Source organism: Streptomyces pseudogriseolus, assembly GCA_002154585.1.
Lineage (GTDB): Bacteria > Actinomycetota > Actinomycetes > Streptomycetales > Streptomycetaceae > Streptomyces > Streptomyces pseudogriseolus.
Genome location: MUNG01000322.1, coordinates 1 through 21,305, shown reverse-complemented (window position 1 = coordinate 21,305; position 21,305 = coordinate 1). Strand labels below are relative to the sequence as shown.

The window sequence follows — 21,305 nt, the reverse complement described above, 5'->3', positions numbered from 1 at the left end:
AGCATCAAGGAGGCCGGCGAGGCTCTCGCCGCCCGCCTTGATGCTCGGCGCGATGGCCGTGCTGGCCAGATAGAAGCCGAACAGCATCGCCACCAGTGCGTGCGACAGCTTCAGTCCGTCCTTGCGGAAGAAGATGAAGACGACGATGCCGAGCAGCACCACGCATGAGATCGAGATGATCATGTGAGTTCTCCTGGTTCACGGGGGCAGTCACCATGAGTACTTCCCTGATCACAGAATGTATCTATACGATAAAAGGTGCAACTGGGTGGATATTCGCACCGAACGCCGCGCGGCGTCCGCCGTGATCATTACCTCGGCCGCGTCGGCTCATGTGCCGCCCGAGCCAGTACCCTGGCGATTCACCCGTACGGCTGCCCCACGTGCAGACGTACGCCCGTTCCCGATGCGTGTACCCGTGCACCCCGTGCAGTGAGAGGCGGTCCGGCGATGAGTGAAGCCCCCGACCCCGAGGTCGTGGAGCTCGCGACCAAGATCTTCGACCTGGCCCGGCGCGGCCGCACCGAAGAACTCGTGGCCTACGTCGACGCGGGCGTCCCCGCCGACCTGACCAACGACCGCGGCGACTCCCTCGTGATGCTCGCCGCCTACCACGGCCACGCCGAGGCGGTGCGCGCCCTGCTGGCCCGCGGCGCCGACGCCGACCGCGTCAACGACCGCGGCCAGACGCCACTCGCGGGAGCGGTCTTCAAGGGGGAGACGGACGTCGTCAAGGCCCTCCTCGACGGCGGCGCCGACCCGTCCGCGGGCACCCCGTCGGCCGTCGACACCGCCCGGATGTTCGCCCGCACGGAGCTGCTCGAGCTCTTCGCGCAGACCTGAGCGACTCCGCTCCGACCAGCGACGACACGGAAAACGGGGGAGGCGGTGCAGGGCCGCCGAAATACGGTCGCGGTAGATGTGACCGCCGGGTCATCATGACGACGTGATTCACGGACGCGATGGCTGGGCAGGTGTTGCCGCACCGCGCGGGCCGTGACTCGGTCCGCATGGGCCACCGACGAGAGGCAGAGAGAGATGGTCTACAACAAGCAGGAAACGGCGGGCGCCCCGACGTGTTGTCACGCGGCCAGGTGATCCACACTCCCGGTTGCGTCGACGCTTGATGTGAGGCTGTTTCCCATGTTCGATCCGGTCATAGCGCCCAGCGGTACGCTGCTCGGCCTGCTCCAGCGGGGCCGCGGCGACGGCACACTGCACGCGCTCACCGCCCCGCGCTCCGAGGCGCTCGCGGCGCTGAACCACTGTGTGCTGCGCGACCCGCGCCACGACTGGCAGGTGGAGAACCGCTCCCTCTACTACGCCCGCCTCTACCTCGACCTGCACGGCGGACTCGAGGCCGTCGAGGCCCACCTCTTCGACCCCGAAGACGTCCTCGACACCGACGAGTCACGCACCGGGCTCGCCCTCGCCGTCCTGGGCCATCTCGCGTCCTACGGCCGGCAGGACGCCCTGCACCTGTTGCGCAGGTACGCCGCCCAGGGCACCAACTGGGCCTGGGCCCTCGACGAACTCGCCCTGCGCGACGACGACGCCGGCCTGCGCTCCCTCGCCGCCCCGGTGCTGGCGCGCTTCTCCACCGACGCCGAGGGCGAGGCCGAACTGGCCGCGACCGTGCGCGACGCCTTCGAACCACGGCCCTGGCGGCTGTGGGCCGACGACCCGCGCCCCGCCGTCGCCGCGCGCGTACGGGCCGCCCAGGAGGCCGGCTCCTTCGACCGCTGGCAACGGCAGATGCGCCCCGCGGGGCCACGCCCCGGCTGGAGCGTCCAGGCCGTCTTCGACTGGGCCCAGCAAGGCCTGGACCGCGGCGCCGCGCTGCACGTCCCCGCCGCCCGATGTCTGTCCGCCGTGGCCGGACCGGAGGACAGGTCCGAGATCGTCCTGGCCGCCCAGGACGGCTCCGACGGCGCCCGGTGCACGGCCCTGCGCTATCTCGCCGACACCAACGATCCCGACGCCCTCGACCTGATCGAGAGCGCCGTGAACACCGGCTCGACGGCCGTCGTGGAGGCCGCCGTCGACGCCTTCGAACGCATGCGCAGCATGGCCGCCGTCGACCGGGCGCGCGGCTGGGCCCGCCGGCCCGACGCCCTCGGCGAGGCCGCCGCCCGCGTCCTCGCCTGCCGGGGCGGCGTACGCGACCGCGACCTGGTCCTCGCCGCGCTCCGCGAGGCCGTACGGGGCGAGGGCCCCGACGCGGCGACCCTGTGGACCCTCGTCGACGGCGCCGGACGCCTCGGCATCGCCTGCGCCGCACCCGTGCTGCGGCACGTCTACCGCGAGACGGCCTCCTCCCACCTCCGCGGCCGCGCGGCCCGCGCCCTCGCCGCGACCGACCCGTCCTTCCCCACCGGCTTCGCCGTCGAATGCCTCTGGGACTGCGAGGAGACCACCCGCGAGATCGCCGCCCGGCACGCCGAGACCGGCGACGCGCGCGTCGTCGAGCGCCTGCGCCGGCTCGCCGCCGACCCGGCCGAGGAGGCCGAGGTGCAGACCGCTGTGCGCAGCCGGATCGGCCCCGAGGAGACCGCCGTGTGACGCGCCCGGCGCGCACGGTGTGAACGGAGCATGACCCGCGGGTCAGGCGCGCGTGGACGCCGCCTGACCCGCGCGGGGGCTCGGGGCAACGCTCATGGCGCGTTCCCCGCACGGAAAGATCCACGTTGACGTGGGCACGTCCGGCGCGGCGACAACACCGGTATGCGAGTCGTCATCGTGACCGAATCCTTTCCCCCCGATGTGAACGGCGTGGCCCACTGCGCGTTCCAGACCGCCCGGCACCTCGCCGAGCGCGGTCACACCCCCGTCGTGATCGCCCCCGCCACCGCCGACGACGCGCCCGACGACCAGGCGCCGTGTCCCGTCGTCCGCGTGCCCTCCCTTCCGCTCCCCGGCTACCCCCAGGTCCGTGTCGCCCTGCCCGGCCGCCGTCTCGCCGCCACGCTCGCCGAGCACCGGGCCGACGTCGTCCACCTCGCCGGCCCCTTCGTCCTCGGGGTGCGCGGCATGGCGGCCGCCGCCCGCCTCGGCCTGCCCGCCGTCGCCGTCTACCAGACCGACCTCGCCGGATACGCCCGCACGTACCTGGGCGCGGGCGAGGCGACGGCCTGGCGGCGGCTGCGTTCCGTGCACACGGCCGCCGACCTCACCCTGGCCCCGTCCTCCGCCGCCCTGCGCGACCTGGAGGCGCACGGCGTGCCCAGGGTCAAGCTGTGGCCGCGCGGTGTGGACACCGCCCGGTTCCGGCCCGGGCTGCGCGACGAGGCGCTGCGCCGGGCCCTCGCCCCGAACGGCGAGCTCCTCGTCGGCTACGTCGGCCGGCTCGCCCCCGAGAAGCAGGTGGAGCTGCTGGCCGGTGCGTGCGCCCTGCCCGGGGTGCGGGTCGTGGTCGTCGGCGACGGGCCCAGCCGGCCCGGGCTCGAACAGGCGCTGCCCGGCGCCGTCTTCCCGGGCCGCCGCACCGGCGACGACCTCGCCCGGCTCTTCGCCTCGCTGGACGTCTTCGCGCACACCGGGCCGTTCGAGACCTTCTGTCAGACCGTGCAGGAGGCTATGGCCAGCGGTGTGCCCGTGGTGGCCCCCGCGGCGGGCGGCCCGCTGGACCTGGTCGCGCACGGGCGCACCGGACTGCTCGTGCCGCCGGGCGACGCCGACGCCGTACGCGACGCGGTGCGCACGCTGGCCGCGGAGCCCGCGCTGCGGGCCGCGTACGGTGCGGCCGGGCGCGCGACGGTCGAGGGGCGCACCTGGGCCGCCGTCGGGGACCAGCTGATCGGACACTACGCGGACGTGCTCGCCGGGCGCAGGACGGCGGTGGCGGCGTGAACGGGACGCCGGCGGACGGCTGTCCACCGCGGACCACGGCCCCGACGCGCGCGGGTGGCCGTACGAAGGCCGGGCGGGTGCGGACCGACGGGCCGCTGCGGATCGTGCGGCTCGCGAACTTCGTCGCCCCCGCCTCCGGCGGACTGCGCACCGCGCTGCGCGAGCTCGGCAAGGGCTACCGCGCGGCGGGCCACGAGCCCGTGCTCGTCGTCCCCGGGGAGCGGGAGAGCGACCGTGAGACCGAGCAGGGGAGGGTGATCACCCTGCCGGGCCCGCTGCTGCCCGGCACCGGCGGCTACCGCGTCCTCACCGGCCGGGCACGGGTCGCCGCCCTGCTCCGGGAACTGGCCCCCGACCGCCTCGAGGTGTCCGACCGTACGACCCTGCGTTGGACCGGCACCTGGGCCCGGCGGGCGCGGGTCCCGGCGGTCATGGTCTCCCACGAGACCGCCGACGGGGTGCTGCGCACCTGGGGACTGCCCGAGGCCGCCGCCCGGCGCGCCGCCGATGCCCTCAACACCCGTACGGCGCACACCTACGCGCGCGTGGTGTGCACCACCGAGTTCGCCGAACGGGAGTTCGTACGCATCGGAGCCCGCAACGTCGTCCGCGCCCCGCTGGGCGTCGACCTGGTGGAGCGGCACCCCGCCCTGCGCGACCCGGCACTGCGGTCCCGGTACGCGGACGCGACGCAGCCGCTGCTGGTCATGTGCTCCAGGCTGTCCCTGGAGAAGCGCCCGGGCACGGCACTGGACGCGCTGGAGGCGCTGCGACGGCGCGGGCGGCGGGCGGTGCTGGTGGTGGCCGGCGACGGGCCGCTGCGGGCGCGGCTCGAACGGCACGCGCGGGAACGCGGTCTGCCGGTGACCTTCCTGGGCCACGTCCGCGACCGGGAGTTCCTCGGCGCGCTCCAGGCCACCGCCGACGTGTGCCTGGCGCCGGGGCCCGCCGAGACCTTCGGGCCGGCCGCCCTGGAGGCGATGGCGTGCGGCACGCCCGTCGTGGCGAGCGCGTCGTCGGCCCTGCCGGAGGTGATCGGCGCCTCGGGTGCGGTCGCGGAGGACCGGAGCGAGGCTTTCGCCGAGGCCGTCGAACTGCTTCTGGAGCGGCCGTGGCCGGCCCGGCGGGAAGCGGCACGCGCGCGTGCGGAGTGCTTCGGGTGGGACGCCTCCGTGGCGGCGTTCCTCGCGGCCCATGACGCGCCGGGCGTCGCGGTGACGGCACCCGGCCGGCCCGCCGTGCCCGGGAGACGTTCATGAGACCCCCGCGGTTCGTGTCCCTGGGCGACTCGCTGACCGAGCGCGTCGGGGACTGCGTCGACGGCTCTGGCCGCGGTGCCTCCGGGGGACCGGCCGCCGGATGCCGCCTGAGCGTCCGGGGGAGCGGGCGCGGCCCGGCCGCTCAGCGGCGGTGAACTGCGGCGAAGCGGATCGGGGTGCCCGGTGTCGCCTGGGCGGCGGCCGGGAGGGTGGTGGGGTGGACCACCGCGATCACCGGGTAGCCCCCGGTGGTCGGGTGGTCGGCCAGGAAGACCACCGGCCTGCCGTCGGGCGGCACCTGGACCGCCCCCAGCACCACGCCCTCGCTGGGGAGTTCCTCCGGCCGGGCCCGCTCCAGGGCCGGCCCGGTCGTGCGCAGTCCGATGCGGTTGCTCGCCGGGGAGACGTGGTACGTGCGGGACGTGAGGACCCGGAGCGCCTCCGGGGTGAACCAGTCGTCGCGCGGGCCCGGGGTCACGCGCAGGACGAGTTCGGCCGGAGGCGCCGGCTGCGGGGCGACGTCCACGCGCGCGGGGAGTCCCGCCGGAGTCCCGAGGGGGAGGACCGCGCCGTCCGTGAGGGGCGCCGGGCCGAGGCCCGACAGCAGGTCGGTGGAGCGGCTGCCGAGCACCTGGTCGACGGCGATCCCCCCGGAGACGGCGACGTAGGAGCGCACGCCCCACGTTGCCGCACCGATGTCCACGACCGACCCGGGCGGCACACGCACCGGCGCGCCCCAGGCGACCGGGCGGCCGTCCACCGTGACGGGACAGGGGGCGCCGGTGACCGCGACGACGACCGGCGAACGCGGGCGCAGTGCGCACCCGTCGAGGGTCGTCTCCAGGACGGCGGCGTCCGCCGGGTTGCCGGCGAGCCGGTTGGCGAGGGCCGCCGCGGGTCCGTCCAGCGCACCGGAGCGGGGCACGCCCAGGTGGGCGTGTCCGGGCCGGCCCCGGTCCTGCACGGTGGTGAGGGCCCCGGCCCGGACGACGGCGAGCGCACGGTCCGTCATGTCACCCGCTCCGTCGCGCCCACGGGCACGAACCGCACGCGCGTGCCGGGGGAGAGCAGCGCCGCCGGCACGCGCGTGTGGTCCCACAGCACGAGGTCGGTCGTGCCGATGAGCTGCCAGCCGCCCGGCGAGGACCGCGGGTACACGCCCGTGTACGGCCCCGCCAGCGCCACCGAGCCGGCCGGCACGGCCGTGCGCGGGGTCGGCCTGCGGGGCACGTCGTAACGCGGCGGCAGCCCCGTCAGGTAGCCGAAGCCGGGCGCGAAACCGCAGAAGGCGACGCGGAACTCGGTGCCCGCGTGGACGCGCGCCACCTCCCGCACGGGAACGCCCCAGTGCGCGGCGACGTCCGCCAGGTCCGGGCCGTCGTAGCGCACCGGGATCTCCACCGTCTCCGCCGGGCGCGGCGGCGCGGGCGGCACCGGGCGTGAGGTGAGTTCGGCGGCCAGCCGGGCGGGGTCGGGCAGGCCGTCGAGGAGGACCGTGCGCGCCGCGGGGACGATCTCACGGGCCGTCAGCGACCCCTCCGCGCGGCGGCGCAGCAGCTCGGCGAGGAGGGCCTGCGCCTCCTCGCCCGAGGCGACCTCGACGAGCAGCGCGTCCTCGCCGACCGGCAGCGTCCTCATGCGAACGCCTCCACCCGCACCCCGGACGCCTCCAGCGCGTCCCGTACGCGCCGCGCCAGGTCCACCGCGCCCGGGGTGTCGCCGTGCAGGCACAGGGAACGGGCCCGCATGCCGATCCGCCGCCCCGAGAGCGCCACGACCTCGCCGCCGCGGGCCAGGCCCACCGAACGCTCCAGGACGGCCCCCGGGTCGGTGACCAGAGCGCCCTCCTCGCCGCGCGGCACCAGCGTGCCCTCGTCGGTGTACGCGCGGTCCGCGAACGCCTCCTCGACCGCCGGGAGCCCCGCCTTCGCGGCCAGCTCCAGCAGCCGTGAGCCGGGCAGTCCGAGCACGGGCAGCGTGGGATCGGCGAGGACCACCCCGTCGACCACCGCGCGCGCCTGCTCCTCGTCGCGCACCACCCGGTTGTAGAGCGCGCCGTGCGGCTTGACGTACGTCACGCGCGTTCCGGCCGCGCGCGCGAACACCTCCAGCGCGCCGATCTGGTACGCCACCTCGGCCGTCAGCTCGGCGGGCGGCACGTCCATCGCCCGCCGGCCGAACCCCGCGAGGTCCCGGTAGGAGACCTGGGCGCCGATCCGCACCCCGCGCGCGGCGGCGAGTTCGCACACCCGGCGCATGGTGGACGCGTCCCCCGCGTGGAAGCCGCAGGCCACGTTGGCGCTGGTGACCACCGACAGCAGCCGCTCGTCGTCGGTGAGCCGCCAGCGGCCGAAGCCCTCGCCGAGGTCGGCGTTCAGATCGATCGAGGTCATGGATCCTTCGTTCCTTGGTACGGGTGAGGGCCGGTCAGGCCACGCGGAACTGCTCGTCCCGGGCGTCGCCGACGAACATCCGGCCCGGCGCGTGGGTGAGGGCGAACGGCGGCCGGGAGGCCATGACCGCCGCCTGCGGGGTGACACCGCAGGCCCAGAACACCGGGATGTCGTCCGGTTCGAGCTCCACCCGGTCGCCGAAGTCGGGACGGTCCAGGTCGTCGACGCCGAGCGCGGACGGGTCGCCGCAGTGCACCGGGGCGCCGTGCACGGCCGGCATCAGGGAGCTCTCCCGGATGGCGGCGTCCAGGTGCTCCGGCGGCACCGGGCGCATCGACACCACCATCGGGCCGCTCAGCCGCCCCGCCGGGCGGCACTGCCATGTCGTCCGGTACATCGGGACGTTCCGGCCCTGCTCGACGTGGCGCAGCGGCACCCCGGCCGACGCGAGCGCCCACTCGAAGGTGAAGCTGCACCCGATGAGGAACGACACCAGGTCGTCCCGCCAGTACGCGCGGACGTCCGTCGGCTCGTCGACCAGCTCGCCGTCCTCCCACACCCGGTAGCGCGGCAGATCGGTGCGCAGGTCGGCGTCGGGGGCGAGCACGGTGGTGGCCGAACCGGCGTCGGTGACGTCGAGGACGGGGCACGCGCGCGGGTTGCGCTGGCAGAACAGCAGCATGTCGTACGCCCAGTCGGCGGGCACGGAGACCAGGTTGGCCTGGGCGTACCCGGCGGCCACGCCCGCCGTGGGGATCGCCAGGCCCTCCCGGAAGCGGGCGCGGGCCGTCCGCGGGCTCCACGCGCGCGTGGTGTCGTCGGCGAGGACCACGGGGCGGTCGTCCACGGCGGTGCGGGCGCCGTCGTCGGAGGGGGTCACTCCAGCTCCTTCCCGCGCGTCTCCGGCAGCCCCAGCAGCGCCAGCGCGGCCAGGCCGTACCCGATCGCGCCGAAGACCAGGGCGCCGCCGACGCCCCAGCTGTCGGCGAGGAAGCCGACGGTGGTGGGGAAGACGGCGCCGACGGCACGGCCGGTGTTGTAGGTGAAGCCCTGCCCGGTGCCGCGCACGGCCGTCGGGTACAGCTCGCTCAGGTAGGAGCCGAAGCCGCTGAAGATGGCCGACATGCAGAACCCGAGCGGGAAGCCGAGCACCAGGACGAGGGTGTTCGCGGCGTCGGGGATGTTCGTGTACGCCACGATGCACACCGCGGACAGCAGGGCGAACAGCCAGATGTTGCGCCGGCGGCCCAGCCGGTCGGTGAGATAACCGCCCGTCAGGTAGCCGATGAACGCGCCCGAGATGAGGAACGTGAGATAGCCGCCGGTGCCCACGACCGACAGGTCGCGCTCGTTCTTCAGGTAGGTCGGCACCCAGGTGGCGAGGGTGTAGTAGCCGCCCTGGACGCCGGTGGAGAGCAGGACCGCGAACAGGGTGGTGCGCAGCAGCCCGGGGGAGTCCTCGCGGGCCGGCCGGAAGATCGCCGCGAACGATCCCTTGCTCGCGTTCTCCTCCCGCGCGGCGGCCGCCTCCGGCGCGTCCCGCACACTGCGCCGCACCCACACCACGAGCAGCGCGGGCAGCGCACCGGTCCAGAACATCACGCGCCAGGCGAGGTCGTCGCCGACCAGCGAGAAGACCGCCGTGTAGACGATCACGGCCAGGGCCCAGCCCACGGCCCAGGCGCTCTGCACCGCGCCGAGGGTGCGTCCGCGGTGGCGGGCCCCGGCGTACTCGGCGACCAGGATCGCGCCGACCGCCCACTCACCGCCGAAGCCGAGCCCCTGAAGCGCGCGGAAGACCAGCAGCGTCTCGTAGTTGGGGGCGAAGCCGCAGGCCACGGTGAACACCGCGTAGGTGATCACGGTCAGCAGCAGCGCCTTGACCCGGCCGACGCGGTCCGCGAGGACGCCCGCGAGGGCGCCGCCGACCGCCGAGACGATCAGGGTGACGGTGGTCAGCAGTCCGGTCTGCCCGCTGTTCAGACCGAAGTACGCGGACAGCGCCACCATCGTCAGCGGCAGCGTGAAGTAGTCGTACGAATCCAGGGCATATCCGCCGAAAGCGCCGCCGAAGGCGCGTCGGCCGCGCGGGCCGAGCGCGCGCAGCCAGCCGAACGCCCCGTCCTCGGAGAGGGGTTCGGGCTTGACGGGGCGTGGAGGACCGGTCAGGGCGTGCGACGGGGGAGGGGTCGTGCTCATGGGCACCTCGCAGAGGGGACGGGGGTGCAAGGAAGGTGCAAGGAAGATGCAAGGAAGGGGTGAGCCGTGCCAGTGCTCAGCAAGGTAGAGGATCGTTGAACGATCCTTCAATACCCATGTTGTCTCGTTCTTCCGCGTGCGCTTGAATTCCGGCATGGCAGAGCAGATGGGCGGACTGGCCGACGACCGTGCCCTGTTGGGCAGGACCAGCACCGCCGAGCGCGTCGCGGACATCCTCCGAAGCCGTATCGCCGAGGGGTTCTTCCCGCCCGGCACCCGGCTCTCCGAGGACAGCATCGGCGGCGCCCTCGGGGTCTCCCGCAACACCCTGCGCGAGGCGTTCCGGCTGCTCACGCACGAACGGCTGCTCGTCCACGAGCTCAACCGGGGCGTGTTCGTGCGGGTGCTGACCGTCGAGGACGTCGAGGACATCTACCGCACCCGCCGGCTCGTCGAGTGCGCCGTCGTCCGGGGGCTGGGCGAGCCGCCGTACGCCCTCGACGGGCTCGCCGAGGCGGTCGAGGAGGGGCGGCGGGCGGCCCGCGAAGGTGACTGGAAAGCGGTGGGCACCGCCAACATCCACTTCCACCAGGAACTGGTCGCCCTGGCCTCCGGCGAACGCACCGCCGAGCTGATGCGCAGCGTCTTCGCCGAACTCCGGCTCGCCTTCCACGTGGTGGACGAGCCGCGCCGGCTGCACGAACCGTACATCGCACGAAATGTCGAGATCCTCCAGGCGCTTGAGGCGGGCGACCGGGACGCGGCCGAGCGCCTGCTCGCGGCCTACCTCGACGTGTCGCTGGAACGGGTGGTGGAGGTCTACCTGCGCCGGGTGGGGGACGGGGACTGAGCCCGTACGGGTTCCGGCTGTCACGGGCGTCCGCAGGTCACGGCGCCGGGGTGCAACTGCCTCGTTTGGGCCGTTGTCGGACCGAGGACCTAGTCTGTGCACCGTGACTTCGCCTGCATCGACGGACAGCGTTCCGCCCCAGCTCAGCGCGGGGCCGCGCCCCGCTCCGGGCCCGGCCGCCGACGAGGGACTGGCGCGGCGGCTGCGCGCGCTCGCGTGCACCGCGCCGCTGCACGACCTGGACGCCCGCAAGGCCAATCTCGCGGGCGAGTACTCGGTGTACGGCATGGCGGAGATCGCGCTCGCCGCCATCGACCTGGTCACGCTGAACATGGACTTCGACACCGGCGCCGACCACGACCAGATCGTCGCCCGGCTCCTCCCGCGCGTCGCCGCCCAGGCCCCGGACCGCCCCGCCGCCGAGCACGAGCGGGTGGCCCGCTGGGTCCTGGAGAATTTGATCAACGTCGGCAGCGTCGACCGCGGCTTCCGCGCGGTGTACGGCGTGTTCGGCCCGGACGGCACGTACGTCCGCCGCGACTACGACTTCAAGCTGATCGAGGAGGTCCCCGGCCCCGGCGGCACGGTCTACCTGCGCACCACCGACGAGGCGGTCAACGTCCTGGTCGGCGCCCTCGACACCGACGTCACCAGCGCCCAGATCGCCGCCGAGGTCAAGCTCGAGGTGCTGATCAGCCGGGGCAGGCTCGCCGACGCCCAGCTCGCCGCCGAACAGGCCCGCTACCGCACCGTGCAGTACTCCGAGACCCTGCGCCGAGCCCTGGAGGCCACCCGGCGCAACGTCCGCGCGGTGGACTGGCTCAGCGCCGTGCCCGACATGATCGCCGAGGCGCTCGACCACGTGGCCGACCGCTACCGCCACGAGAACGCGATCCTCACCAACATCCGCAAGGCGCGCGACGAGTCCGAGGACCCCGAGCACAAGCGCCGCGCCGCCGAGCTGGTGGACATCGTCAAGGACTGCATCCGGCGCCACACCCAGCTCCAGTCCCGGCTCCTGGAGGCCGGCCCGCTGTTCCGCGCCGAGCAGGACCGGCAGGCCTTCGCCACGCCCGCCGCGGCCGCCGGCACCGACCTCTACGGCCAGCTCCTCGCCCCGCTGCTGCCGCTCCCGGTGGAGCAGGCGTCCCGGGTCACCGACGCGTTCTTCGCCCACGGCACCGGACTGCGCACGCCCGTCTCCGTCCGGGTCGCCGACCTCGTCGAGATCCTGCTCACCCCGCCCGTGGAGCGTGAGCACCTGGGCGCCGAGATGCCCGAGCCCGACCTCATCGCCACCCCCGACGACAGCCGCTTCAGCGAGGAGCAGCTCGCGGCCGCCACCGAGCTGCTCGACCTCCCCGCCGACGCGCCCCGCCGGCTCTCCGGCCTGCTCGCCGACGCCCGCCGCAAGGACCCCGAGCTGCCCTACCTGGTCGCCCTGCTGGCCGTCCACGCCGCCAGCCCGCCGGTCGGCACGGCCTACCGCCAGGGCGAGCGGACCCTGTTGTTCGCCGTGGACGACGGGACCGAGCTCGACGACCCCGAGTTCGGCGGCGCCGACCTCATCGTGGGCACGGCCCTGCTGGACGCGGCGGGGATGGCCGCGGACCGTACGGAGGCGGCGTGACCGCGAACCCCGCGTCCGGCGTCCGCACCTCCCGCCGCCCGAAGCCCCGCGTCCCCCGCACTCACACCGCCCGCACCGACACCGCCCGCATCAAGGAGCCCCGACCGTGACCGAGCACGCCGACTGGAGCGAGCCGGAGCCCGCGGCGACGCCCGCGAGCACCGCCGTCACGCCCGCCGACGCCGCCGACGCGGCCCGGCTCGTCGCCTTCGGCCTCCAGCCCAAGCTCCAGCCCGCCCGCGACCAGGAGTACGCCGAGCTGCTGCGCCGCTACCGCGAGGACCCGCCGTTCGCGCGGCTCGCCGACGCCGTCGCCACCGGCCTCGGACTGATCGTGCTGGAGGTGTCCCCGCGCGCCGGCATGGCCGTCACCGCCGCCGAGGACTCCGTGTTCGCCGTCCGCATGGGCGACTACGCCCGACGTACCTCCGCCGACGGCGGCGACCGCTTCCTGCACGGACTCGCCCACCTCGCCGTCGCCGCCATGGCCTTCCCCCGCCCCGAGGACCTCGCCGACGACGGCTACATCGGCCGCGTCACGGTCAACGGCGTCGACGCCTTCGTCCGCCAGGCCTGCCACCGCCTGGAGGAGCGCGCCGCCGAACAGGGCGAGAACACCGACCCGGCCACCGACGCCCCCGGACTCGAGGCCGCCTGGCGGATCTGGTCCCGGCGCAGCTCCACCGGCGCCACGAAGGACGCCCGCCGCCTGGCCGGCTCCACCACCGGCATCGTCGCCAAGGCCGTCTCCTTCCTCACCGACTCCGGCTTCCTCCAGCGCACCGGCGACGACAACGGCGGCACCTACCGCACCACCGCCCGCTACCAGCTCCAGGTCCGCGACATGGCGGGCAGCGCGGCCATGGCCGAACTGCTCGGCCTCGGCGTCGTCCCCGTCACCGACGGCACCCCCACCCTGCTGCCGCCCGAGGACGGCGACGCCCTCGACCTGGTCGCCGACGCCGGCCTGCCCTTCCACTCCGCCTGACCCCCACCCCACGAAGCCTCACGAGAGTCCGCCATGTACGAGCTGTCCCGGGTCCGCCTCTACTCCATCGGACCGGCGGGCGCACGCTACGCCGACACCGTGCTCGACCTGCGCGGCGTCGGCGCCACCGTGCCCGACCCGGCGCCGACGCAGGCGGAGTTCTTCGCGGACGAGCCCGTCGGCCCGCCGCGCCGCCCCGCCCCCGCCGGCGTGCTCTTCCTGGAGAACGGCGGCGGCAAGTCCGTCCTGCTGAAGCTGATCTTCTCCGTGATGCTCCCGGGCCACCGCAACACCCTCGGCGGCGCCAGCTCCGGCGTGCTGCGCAAGTTCCTGCTCGCCGACGACTGCGGCCACGTGGCCCTCGAATGGCAGCACGTGCAGACCGGCGAGTGCGTCGTCGTCGGCAAGGTCAGCGAATGGCGCGGGCGTCAGGTCTCAGGCGACCCGCGGAAGTTCGCCGAGGCCTGGTACTCCTTCCGTCCCGGACCCGGCCTCAGCCTGGACAATCTGCCCGTCGCCGAGGCCACGTCCGTGCGCCCGCCCGCCGAGGGGCAGTCCGGCGCGCGCGGCCGGCGCCGCACCATGAAGGGTTTCCGTGACGCGCTCACCGAGGCGGGCAAGACCTACCCGCACCTGGAGGTGCACTGGGAGGAGATCCACGAGCGCTGGACCGAGCACCTCGGCGACCTCGGGCTCGACCCCGAACTCTTCCGCTACCAGCGCGAGATGAACGCCGACGAGGGCGAGGCGGCCGGCCTGTTCGCGGTGAAGAAGGACTCCGACTTCACCGACCTGCTGCTGCGCGCCGTCACCGACACCCGCGACACCGACGGACTCGCCGACCTGGTCGGCGGGTTCGGCAACAAACTGGGCCGGCGCGCCGAACTCATCGCCGAACGCGACTTCACCGCCGGGTCGGTGGACCTGCTCGGCCGGATCGTCGAGGCCGCCGACGCCCGCACCCGCGCCCGGGAGATCCATGCCTCCGCCGAGCGCCGCACCCGCTCCCTCGCCCGCCGGCTCTCCGCGCGCGGCGCCCGGGAGCGTGAGCGCGCGGCGGACCTCGCCCAGCGCGTCACCGCCGCCGCCCACGCGGTCACCCGGGCCGAGACCGCCCGCGCGCACAGCGCGTCCGTCTCCGCCGAACTCGCCTACCGGCACGCCTCGCTGGCGCTCGCCGCCGCCGAGAAGTCCGCCGCCGCGCAGAAGCGCGAACTGGCCGACGCGCGCACCCTGTACTCCGCCTGGCAGGCCGCCGAGTCCGTGCTGCGGCACCGCGCCGCCGCCGACCGGGTCGCCCGCGTCTCGGCCGCCATCCAGGAGGCCGAGCGCGACGCCGCCCCGGCCCTCGCCGCACGCGCCAAGGCCGCCGTCGACCTGGTCCGCGCCCTGCACGCCGCCGCGCGGAACGCCGAGAACCTCGCCAACGAGGAGGAGGAGCGGTCCGCCGCCCTCCAGGAGGCCGGCGACGCCGCCTACCGCGACTCCACCGCCGCCGCCACCGAGGCGCAGCGCGCCCGCAGCGAGATCGGCCACCTGCGCCAGCGGCTCGCCGAGGTCGAGCAGGAGACCGCCGAGGCCGTCCGCGCCGGCTGGCTCGACGACAGCGCCCCCGACGCCGACCCCGCCCGCGCCGCCCTCGCGGCCAGCGACGCCGAGAAGACCGCCGTCGCCGCCTGGGACACCGCCCGCGAGACCGCCCGCCGCGCCACCGAGCACGCCCGTGAGACGGCCGCCGCCGAGAGCCGCGCCGAGCTGACCGCCGCCCGCGCCGCCGACGCGGCCACGGCCGCCGAGCGCGCCCACGAGGGCGAGCGCCGCACCGCCGAGGGCCTCGCAGCCGAACAGCGGCTCGTGGAACTGCTGAGCCTGCCCGGCGCCTCCGGCACACGCCGGAGGGCCGTACCGGGTCAGCGCACGGGATCCGACGGCGCGGCCGACGGCACCCGCGAGGGCGGGCTGAGCGCGGAGGAACTCGACCGGTTCGCCGACGAGCTGCGCGAGCTGCTGGACGACGCGGTGACCTCCGCCGAGCGGCAGCTGTTCGAGCTGCGCACCGCCGCCGCGGACGACGCCCGCATCCTCGGCGCCCTCGGCGACGGCGGGCTGCTGCCGCCCGGCCCGGACGTGCTGGCCACCGTCGAGTTCCTCGGCGAGCACGGCATCCCCGCCCTCCCCGGCTGGCGCTACCTCGCCCAGGCCGTCGACCCCGCCGACCACGCGCGCGTGCTCGCCGCCCGCCCCGAACTGGTCGACGGCGTCGTCATCACCGACCCCGACTCCCACGCCCGCGCCCGGGAGGCGCTGAACGACGCAGCCCTGCTGCCCCGGTCCGCCGTCGCCGTCGGCACGGCCGCCGCGCTGCTCGCGCCCACGCCCCCGCCCGCGTCCGGCTCCGGCGACGTGTTCCTCGTACCGCCGAACCCGGCCATGCACGACGAGCACGCCGCCGACGAGGAGCGGCAGGCGCTCCGCGCCCGCGCCGCCGAGCGGGACGAGGAGATCCGCGCGCTCGCCGCCCGCCTCGGCAAGGACCGCGAACTCGCCGCCCGGCTCGCCTCCTGGCGCACCGGCTGCCCGGCCGGACGCCTCGCCGAGCTCGCCGCGACGGCCGAGCAGGCGCGGGCCTTCGCCGAGGAGACCGAGGCCGAACTGGCCGAGGCGCGCAGCCTGCGGGCCGAGGCCGAGGAAGCCGCCGCCGAGGCGGTCCGGGTACGGGACGAACGCCAGGAGGCAGCCCAGAAGGCCCGGCGCGCCGCCGACGCCCTCGCCGGGCTCGCCTTCCGGCTCCGTGAACGCGCCGGCTGGCAGGCCAAGCTGCGCGAACTGGCCGACGACGCCGCCGAGGCGGAGGCCCGCGCCCAGTCCTGCCTGGAGCGGGCCCGCGCCGCCGACGAGGACCGGCGCGCCGCCCAGCGCGCCGCCGACGACGCCCGGCGCACCGCCCGCACCCTGCGCGCCGAGCGCTCCGAGATCGCCGGCGCCCCCGACGACCTGCCCGAGGACGGCGACGGCGCCCCGCAGGCGTCCCTGCCCGCCCTGCGGGAGGCCTACCGCGCCGCCTCCCAGGTGTACGAGAAGGTCGGCGTCGGCGCCGACCTCCGCGCCGAGCAGGCCCGCGCGGAGAGCGACGAGAGCGCCGCCCGCGCCGAACTGGACCGGCTCAGCAACAAGGTCCGCACCCGCGCCGAGCAGCTGCTCCAGTCGCCCGACGGATCCGACGGGCCCAGCCGGCAGGCCGCGGCCGCACGCGCCGAGGAACTCGTGCAGCTGCTGGAGACCCGTATGTCCGGCGCGAGCGAGCAGCTCGGCCGGCTCCGCGGCGAGGCCGAGCGGCTGGCCCCCGCCGACGGCGAGGCGCACACGGAGCTCCCCGAGGAGCTGGTCCCGCGCGACGCGGAACACGCCCAGGCGCTCCTGCGCACGGCCACCGGCGAACTCGCCACCCGCGAGGAGGAGTTGCGCCAGGCACGGGAGGCGCACGCCGAACTCCTCGCCGCCCACCGGGCCGCCGAGGACGCCGCCGGCGGCTTCGACGAGATCGCCGCCATGCTCCGCGACCTGCTGCGCGAGCACACCGCCGAGGAGGAGCCGGAGCGGCCCGAGCCGTACCCCGGCGACCTGGACGACGCCCGGCGGTCCGCCGCCGAGGCGCGCCGCTCGCTGCGCGGCTGCGCCGCCGACCTGTCCGCCGCCGAGGCCGCGGTGCGTGAGGCGAGCGACGTGCTCGTGCGGCACGCCAACTCCACCCGCTACGAGCAGGTCCGCACCCCGGCCCGCCAGCAGATCCGCGAACTGCCCGCCGCCGCGCTGCCGGAGCACGCCAAGAAGTGGGCCGACGCGTTCGCCCCTCGGCTGCGGGTGCTCACCGACGAGCTGGCGCAGCTGGAGCGCAACCGCGACTCGATCGTGGACCGGCTGCGCGGTCTGGTCGAGTCCGCCCTCGCCACCCTCCGCTCCGCCCAGCGGCTGTCCCGGCTGCCGGAGGGCCTGGGGGAGTGGTCCGGGCAGGAGTTCCTGCGCATCCGCTTCGAGGAGCCCGACCAGGCCACCCTCACCGAGCGCCTCGGCGAGGTCGTCGACGAAGCCACCCGCGCGGCCGTCAAGAAGAACTCCGACCTGCGGCGCGACGGAATGTCCCTGCTGCTGCGCGGCGTCGCCGCCGCCCTGCGGCCCAAGGGCGTCGCGGTCGAGATCCTCAAGCCCGACGCGGTGCTGCGCGCCGAGCGGGTGCCGGTCGGGCAGATGGGCGACGTGTTCTCCGGCGGCCAGCTGCTCACCGCGGCCATCGCCCTGTACTGCACGATGGCCGCCCTGCGCTCCAACGACCGGGGCAGGGACAAGCACCGGCACGCCGGCACGCTGTTCCTCGACAACCCCATCGGCCGGGCCAACGCCACCTATCTGCTGGAGCTCCAGCGGGCGGTCGCGGACGCGCTCGGCGTCCAGCTGCTGTACACCACCGGCCTGTTCGACACCACGGCCCTGGCCGAGTTCCCCCTGGTCATCCGCCTCCGCAACGACGCCGACCTGCGGGCGGGCCTGAAGTACATCAGCGTCGAGGAACACCTCCGCCCGGGCCTCCCCACCCCGGACCCGGGCGAGGAAGCACACAGCGAGATCACGGCGACCCGCATGTACAAACGCCCGGCGCCGACGAGCTGATCAGTGGGTGCGCAGCGGTGCCGCTGCGCACCGCCGCCCCCTACACCCCGTACCCCATCCGCCGCGACAGCTCCGCCGCCGCGGCCGCCGTTCTCTCACCCAGCCACGGCACCCGCTCCGGGGGCATCCGGAAGACCGGGCCCGAGACGCTGATCGCGGCGGCGATCGTGCCGTCGTGGGCGTGGACCGGGGCCGCGACAGCGACGAGGCCCAGTTCCAGCTCCTCGCGCGTCGTCGCGTACCCCTGCCCGGGCACCCGCTCCAGCTCGGCGCGCAGCGCGGACGCCTCCGTGACGGTGTGTTCCGTGAACCGGCGCAGCGGGCGGGAGAGATGGTCCTCGCGGAGCGTGGGCGTCATGTGGGCCAGGAACACCTTGCCGCTGGACGTCGCGTGCAGGGCCGTGCGCCGGCCCAGCCAGTCCTGTGCCGTCACCGCGGCCGTGCCGCGCGCCTGCATGATGTTGACGGCGGCGTCCTCGTCCAGCACCGCGGTGTTGACCGTTTCGCCCAGCTCGTCGGCGAGGTCCCGGCAGACGGGCACGGCCTCCTGCGAGACGTCCAGCCGCACGGCCGCCGCTCCCGCGAGGCGCAGCACACCGGCGCCGAGGTGGTACTTGCCCCGGTCGCCGGCCTGTGCGACCAGGCCGCGGTTCTCCAGGACGCCCAGCAGCCGGAAGGCCGTGGAGCGGTGCACGCCCAACTCGTCGGCGATCTCCGTGACCCCGGCCTCGCCGCGCCGGGCCAGGATCTCCAGCACGCTGACCGCGCGGTCCACGGACTGCACGGCGCCGCTCGCGGCCTTCCGCCGTTCTCCGGGCCGCCCCGCACGGGTCATGGCCGGCCCCCATCTCTCCGTACACCCGGCACGCGCCGCCCGCCGGGCCGTCGCGCACCGCACTCACCTGTGCGTCGTACGGAACGCCACCCTACCGACGGCGCGTCCTACGGGTGCGACAGCTGCCCGGTGCCGCCCCGCCTGCGTATGCGGGCCCGCTCGCGCTCGGCGGCCCGCTGCTGACGGCGGGCCTGACGCCGCTCGCGGCGCAGGGCGCGGGCCGTGCTGCTGGGTACGGACACCACGCCGTGCCGCTGGTTCCACACCTGGCGGGTCACCCACACGTCGAGCGCCGCCCAGGTGGCCGCGATCGTGCTGACGACGCTGCTGACGACCATCGGGAAGGCGAGCCAGGACCCGGCCAGCGTGCACAGCAGGGCCACCATGGCCTGGATCAGCGTCACCGAGATGATCAGCACCGCCCGCACCGCGGCCGTCCGCACCGGATCCGGCAGCCTGCGCCGCTTGGCCGGCTCCTCCACCCACAGCGGCCGGTTCGCCGCCCGGACCTCGGCCGCCTCAAGGGCGGGTCCGTCGTCCGCCCGCCGCCCGGCCGCGCCCGTCGCCCGCACCGCCGGCGCGGCCTCCCGCCGCGTCACATCGCGCGCCGCCGTGCCGTCCCCGGACGTCTCACGCCGCTCCGCCGTGCCCATCACCCGTGTCACTCCCCACCGCCGCCAGCCCACTGCTGATGTCCGAAGACCCGGCTCCCCTTTGGCTGCCCGGCTTGCGCTGTTTTACGCCGCCCAGGTGCGGGACACGGCTCCTGTGTCCGATTCCGCCCCCATGTCCCGCAGGTAAGGACGTGCGGGGCGTCGTGAAGATTCCCGGCCGGGAAAGATTTCGGCCAACCCGCGTCAGAGACCCGGGAGGAGGTAGGGGAACTCGTCCAGTTTTTCCGTCAGGCCATCTCCCGCAATGGCCGGACAACTCCGGCCGAACCGGCCACCAGCCGGAACCGAACCCTCCGGCTGGGTCTTCGAGTTGCCCCCGGGGCGGTAGTAGGCTCGCGCCGTTTGTTGACGCACATGTGTACCCCGGGTCACCCGGGGCCGAGCTGGGGGAGGCCATGCGCTTTCGCGGGAAGTCCATCCGCCGGAAGATCGTGGCGCTGCTCCTCGTGCCGCTGGTGTCCCTGACCACGCTCTGGGCCTTCACCACCGTGATCACGAGCCGTGAGGCGAGCCACCTGTTCGACGTGTCGTCCGTGATGGAGGAGGTCGGCTACCCCGTCGAGGACACCGTCCGCGTCCTCCAGCAGGAGCGCCGGCAGACCCTCGTCCATCTCGCCGACCCCCGCGCCGCCGACGGGCTCACCGCCCTCGAACGCAGCCGCGCCGCCACCGACAAGGCCGTGGCCGCCGTACGCCGGAGCGCGGCCGGCAGCAGCGTGCGCGAGGCCATGCACGGCGACTCGGCCGCACTCGACGCCGCCCTCGACTCGTTCGAAGGCATCGAGTCCCTCCGCCGCAGCGTCGACGACGGCACCGTCGACCGCCGTCAGGCGCTCGACCTCTACAACCGTCTCGTCGACCCCTGCTACGTACTGCTCTCCGACCTGCACGTCGTCGACGACGTCGGCCTCGACAAGCAGTACCGCGCCCTGGTCAACCTCTCCCGCGCCCGCGAACTCCTCTCCCGCGAGGACGCCCTGCTCGGCGCCGCCCTGATCGTCGGCAAGCTGACCCCCACCGAGGTACGGAACGTCTCCGACCTGATGGCCCAGCGCACCCTGCTGTACGAGAGCGCCCTGCCGCAGCTCCCGTCCGACGAGCGCGACCGCTACGAGACCTTCTGGAGCAACGCCGCCACCGCCCCGCTGCGGGTCGGCGAGCAGGCCGCCGTCTTCGCCGAGGACGGCGAGCCCCGCGGGGTCACCGCCGCGAGCTGGGACACCGCCGCCGGCGAGGTGCTCGAGGAGCTCGGCACGCTCAACGACCGCGCGACCGACCGCTACCAGGACCGCGTCCGGCCCGTCGCCATGGGCGTCATCGCCAAGGCCGTCGCCGCCGGCGTGCTCGGCCTGGCCGCCCTGCTGTTCTCCCTCTTCCTCTCCGTGCGCGTCGGCCGGAAACTCATCCGCGACCTCAGACAGCTGCGCCTGGAGGCCCACGAGGCCTCCGGGGTGCGGCTGCCCAGCGTGATGCGCCGCCTCTCCGCGGGCGAACAGGTCGACGTGGAGACCGAGGTGCCGCACCTGGAGTACGACAAGAACGAGATCGGCGAGGTCGGCCAGGCCCTCAACACCCTCCAGCGCGCCGCCGTCGAGGCCGCCGTCAAACAGGCCGAACTGCGGGCCGGCGTCTCCGAGGTGTTCGTCAACCTCGCCCGCCGCAGCCAGGTGCTGCTGCACAAGCAGCTCACCCTGCTCGACGCTATGGAGCGCCGCACCGACGACACCGAGGAACTCGCCGACCTGTTCCGCCTCGACCACCTCACCACCCGTATGCGCCGGCACGCCGAGGGCCTGGTCATCCTCTCCGGCGCCGCCCCCTCCCGGCAGTGGCGCAAGCCCGTCCAGCTCATGGACGTCGTCCGCGCCGCCGTCGCCGAGGTCGAGGACTACGAGCGCATCGAGGTCCGCCGGCTCCCGCGCGTCGCCGTCACCGGTTCGGCCGTCGCCGACCTCACCCACCT

General features: G+C 75.0%; 17 protein-coding genes. 9 read left to right on the top strand and 8 right to left on the bottom strand.

All coding sequences use genetic code 11. The features are described from left to right. A partial coding sequence (locus CCN29_RS25625; RefSeq protein WP_086684746.1) for a hypothetical protein occupies window positions 1–183 on the bottom strand: 183 nt, incomplete at its 3' end. A 267-nt stretch (window positions 184–450) separates the two neighbouring features. Between CCN29_RS25625 and CCN29_RS25620 the strand changes: the two genes are divergently transcribed. From CCN29_RS25620 to CCN29_RS25605, 4 genes are all read left to right on the top strand, one after another. Beyond that, entirely contained in the window at window positions 451–843 is a 393-nt protein-coding gene (locus tag CCN29_RS25620) for an ankyrin repeat domain-containing protein (protein WP_031022289.1), read from the top strand. Window positions 844–1,143: 300 nt separating this feature from the next. Then, window positions 1,144–2,562: a HEAT repeat domain-containing protein gene (locus tag CCN29_RS25615; protein WP_006136671.1), complete on the top strand. Its 1,419-nt coding sequence runs from the start codon at window positions 1,144–1,146 to the stop codon at window positions 2,560–2,562. 162 nt (window positions 2,563–2,724) lie between these two features. Then, a complete protein-coding gene (locus CCN29_RS25610) occupies window positions 2,725–3,849 on the top strand; it encodes a glycosyltransferase family 4 protein (RefSeq protein ID WP_031022287.1) in 1,125 nt (374 codons plus the stop codon). Window positions 3,850–3,926: 77 nt separating this feature from the next. After that, window positions 3,927–5,108, top strand: a complete 1,182-nt coding sequence (locus tag CCN29_RS25605; protein ID WP_086684743.1) for a glycosyltransferase — start codon at window positions 3,927–3,929, stop codon at window positions 5,106–5,108. 142 nt (window positions 5,109–5,250) lie between these two features. On the opposite strand, the gene CCN29_RS25600 is transcribed toward CCN29_RS25605, so the two are convergent. Genes CCN29_RS25600 through CCN29_RS25580 form a run of 5 tightly spaced genes read right to left on the bottom strand, consistent with a single transcriptional unit; the run spans window position 5,251 to window position 9,700 of the window. After that, the gene (locus CCN29_RS25600; protein ID WP_086684740.1) at window positions 5,251–6,120 is read right to left on the bottom strand and encodes a 5-oxoprolinase subunit C family protein; all 870 of its coding nucleotides are present in this window, start codon (window positions 6,118–6,120) and stop codon (window positions 5,251–5,253) included. Beyond that, complete coding sequence (locus CCN29_RS25595; protein WP_006136675.1) at window positions 6,117–6,746, bottom strand: 5-oxoprolinase subunit B family protein; 630 nt, start codon at window positions 6,744–6,746, stop codon at window positions 6,117–6,119. Before CCN29_RS25595 ends, CCN29_RS25600 begins: the two co-directional genes overlap by 4 nt. Next, a complete protein-coding gene (locus tag CCN29_RS25590) occupies window positions 6,743–7,501 on the bottom strand; it encodes a LamB/YcsF family protein (protein ID WP_086684737.1) in 759 nt (252 codons plus the stop codon). Before CCN29_RS25590 ends, CCN29_RS25595 begins: the two co-directional genes overlap by 4 nt. 34 nt (window positions 7,502–7,535) lie before the next feature. Next, window positions 7,536–8,381, bottom strand: a complete 846-nt coding sequence (locus tag CCN29_RS25585) for a putative hydro-lyase (RefSeq protein WP_006136677.1) — start codon at window positions 8,379–8,381, stop codon at window positions 7,536–7,538. After that, window positions 8,378–9,700 (bottom strand): MFS transporter, encoded by a 1,323-nt coding sequence (locus CCN29_RS25580; protein WP_086684734.1) that lies wholly within the window; start codon window positions 9,698–9,700, stop codon window positions 8,378–8,380. The genes CCN29_RS25585 and CCN29_RS25580 overlap by 4 nt, the downstream gene beginning before the upstream one ends. A 154-nt stretch (window positions 9,701–9,854) precedes the next feature. Between CCN29_RS25580 and CCN29_RS25575 the strand changes: the two genes are divergently transcribed. The 4 genes from CCN29_RS25575 (at window position 9,855) to CCN29_RS25560 (ending at window position 17,833) form a co-directional block, all read left to right on the top strand. Beyond that, window positions 9,855–10,550, top strand: coding sequence for a GntR family transcriptional regulator (locus CCN29_RS25575; RefSeq protein WP_086684731.1), 696 nt, complete (start codon window positions 9,855–9,857; stop codon window positions 10,548–10,550). 103 nt (window positions 10,551–10,653) lie between these two features. Next, complete coding sequence (locus tag CCN29_RS25570) at window positions 10,654–12,180, top strand: hypothetical protein (protein ID WP_006136680.1); 1,527 nt, start codon at window positions 10,654–10,656, stop codon at window positions 12,178–12,180. Between the two features lie 106 nt (window positions 12,181–12,286). Then, window positions 12,287–13,168 carry a hypothetical protein gene (locus tag CCN29_RS25565; protein ID WP_006136681.1) on the top strand — a complete coding sequence of 294 codons (882 nt, stop codon included), beginning with the start codon at window positions 12,287–12,289 and terminating at the stop codon, window positions 13,166–13,168. A gap of 33 nt (window positions 13,169–13,201) precedes the next feature. Next, window positions 13,202–17,833, top strand: a complete 4,632-nt coding sequence (locus CCN29_RS25560) for a hypothetical protein (RefSeq protein WP_086684728.1) — start codon at window positions 13,202–13,204, stop codon at window positions 17,831–17,833. A gap of 40 nt (window positions 17,834–17,873) precedes the next feature. Here the strand turns inward: CCN29_RS25560 and CCN29_RS25555 are convergent, their stop codons facing one another. Then, window positions 17,874–18,668, bottom strand: a complete 795-nt coding sequence (locus CCN29_RS25555) for an IclR family transcriptional regulator (protein ID WP_006136683.1) — start codon at window positions 18,666–18,668, stop codon at window positions 17,874–17,876. Window positions 18,669–18,775: 107 nt separating this feature from the next. Then, window positions 18,776–19,321, bottom strand: coding sequence for a hypothetical protein (locus tag CCN29_RS25550; protein ID WP_086684725.1), 546 nt, complete (start codon window positions 19,319–19,321; stop codon window positions 18,776–18,778). A 416-nt stretch (window positions 19,322–19,737) separates the two neighbouring features. Here CCN29_RS25550 and CCN29_RS25545 point away from each other — a divergent pair. Next, on the top strand, window positions 19,738–21,305 hold a 1,568-nt coding region (locus CCN29_RS25545), incomplete at its 3' end, for a nitrate- and nitrite sensing domain-containing protein (protein WP_143661377.1).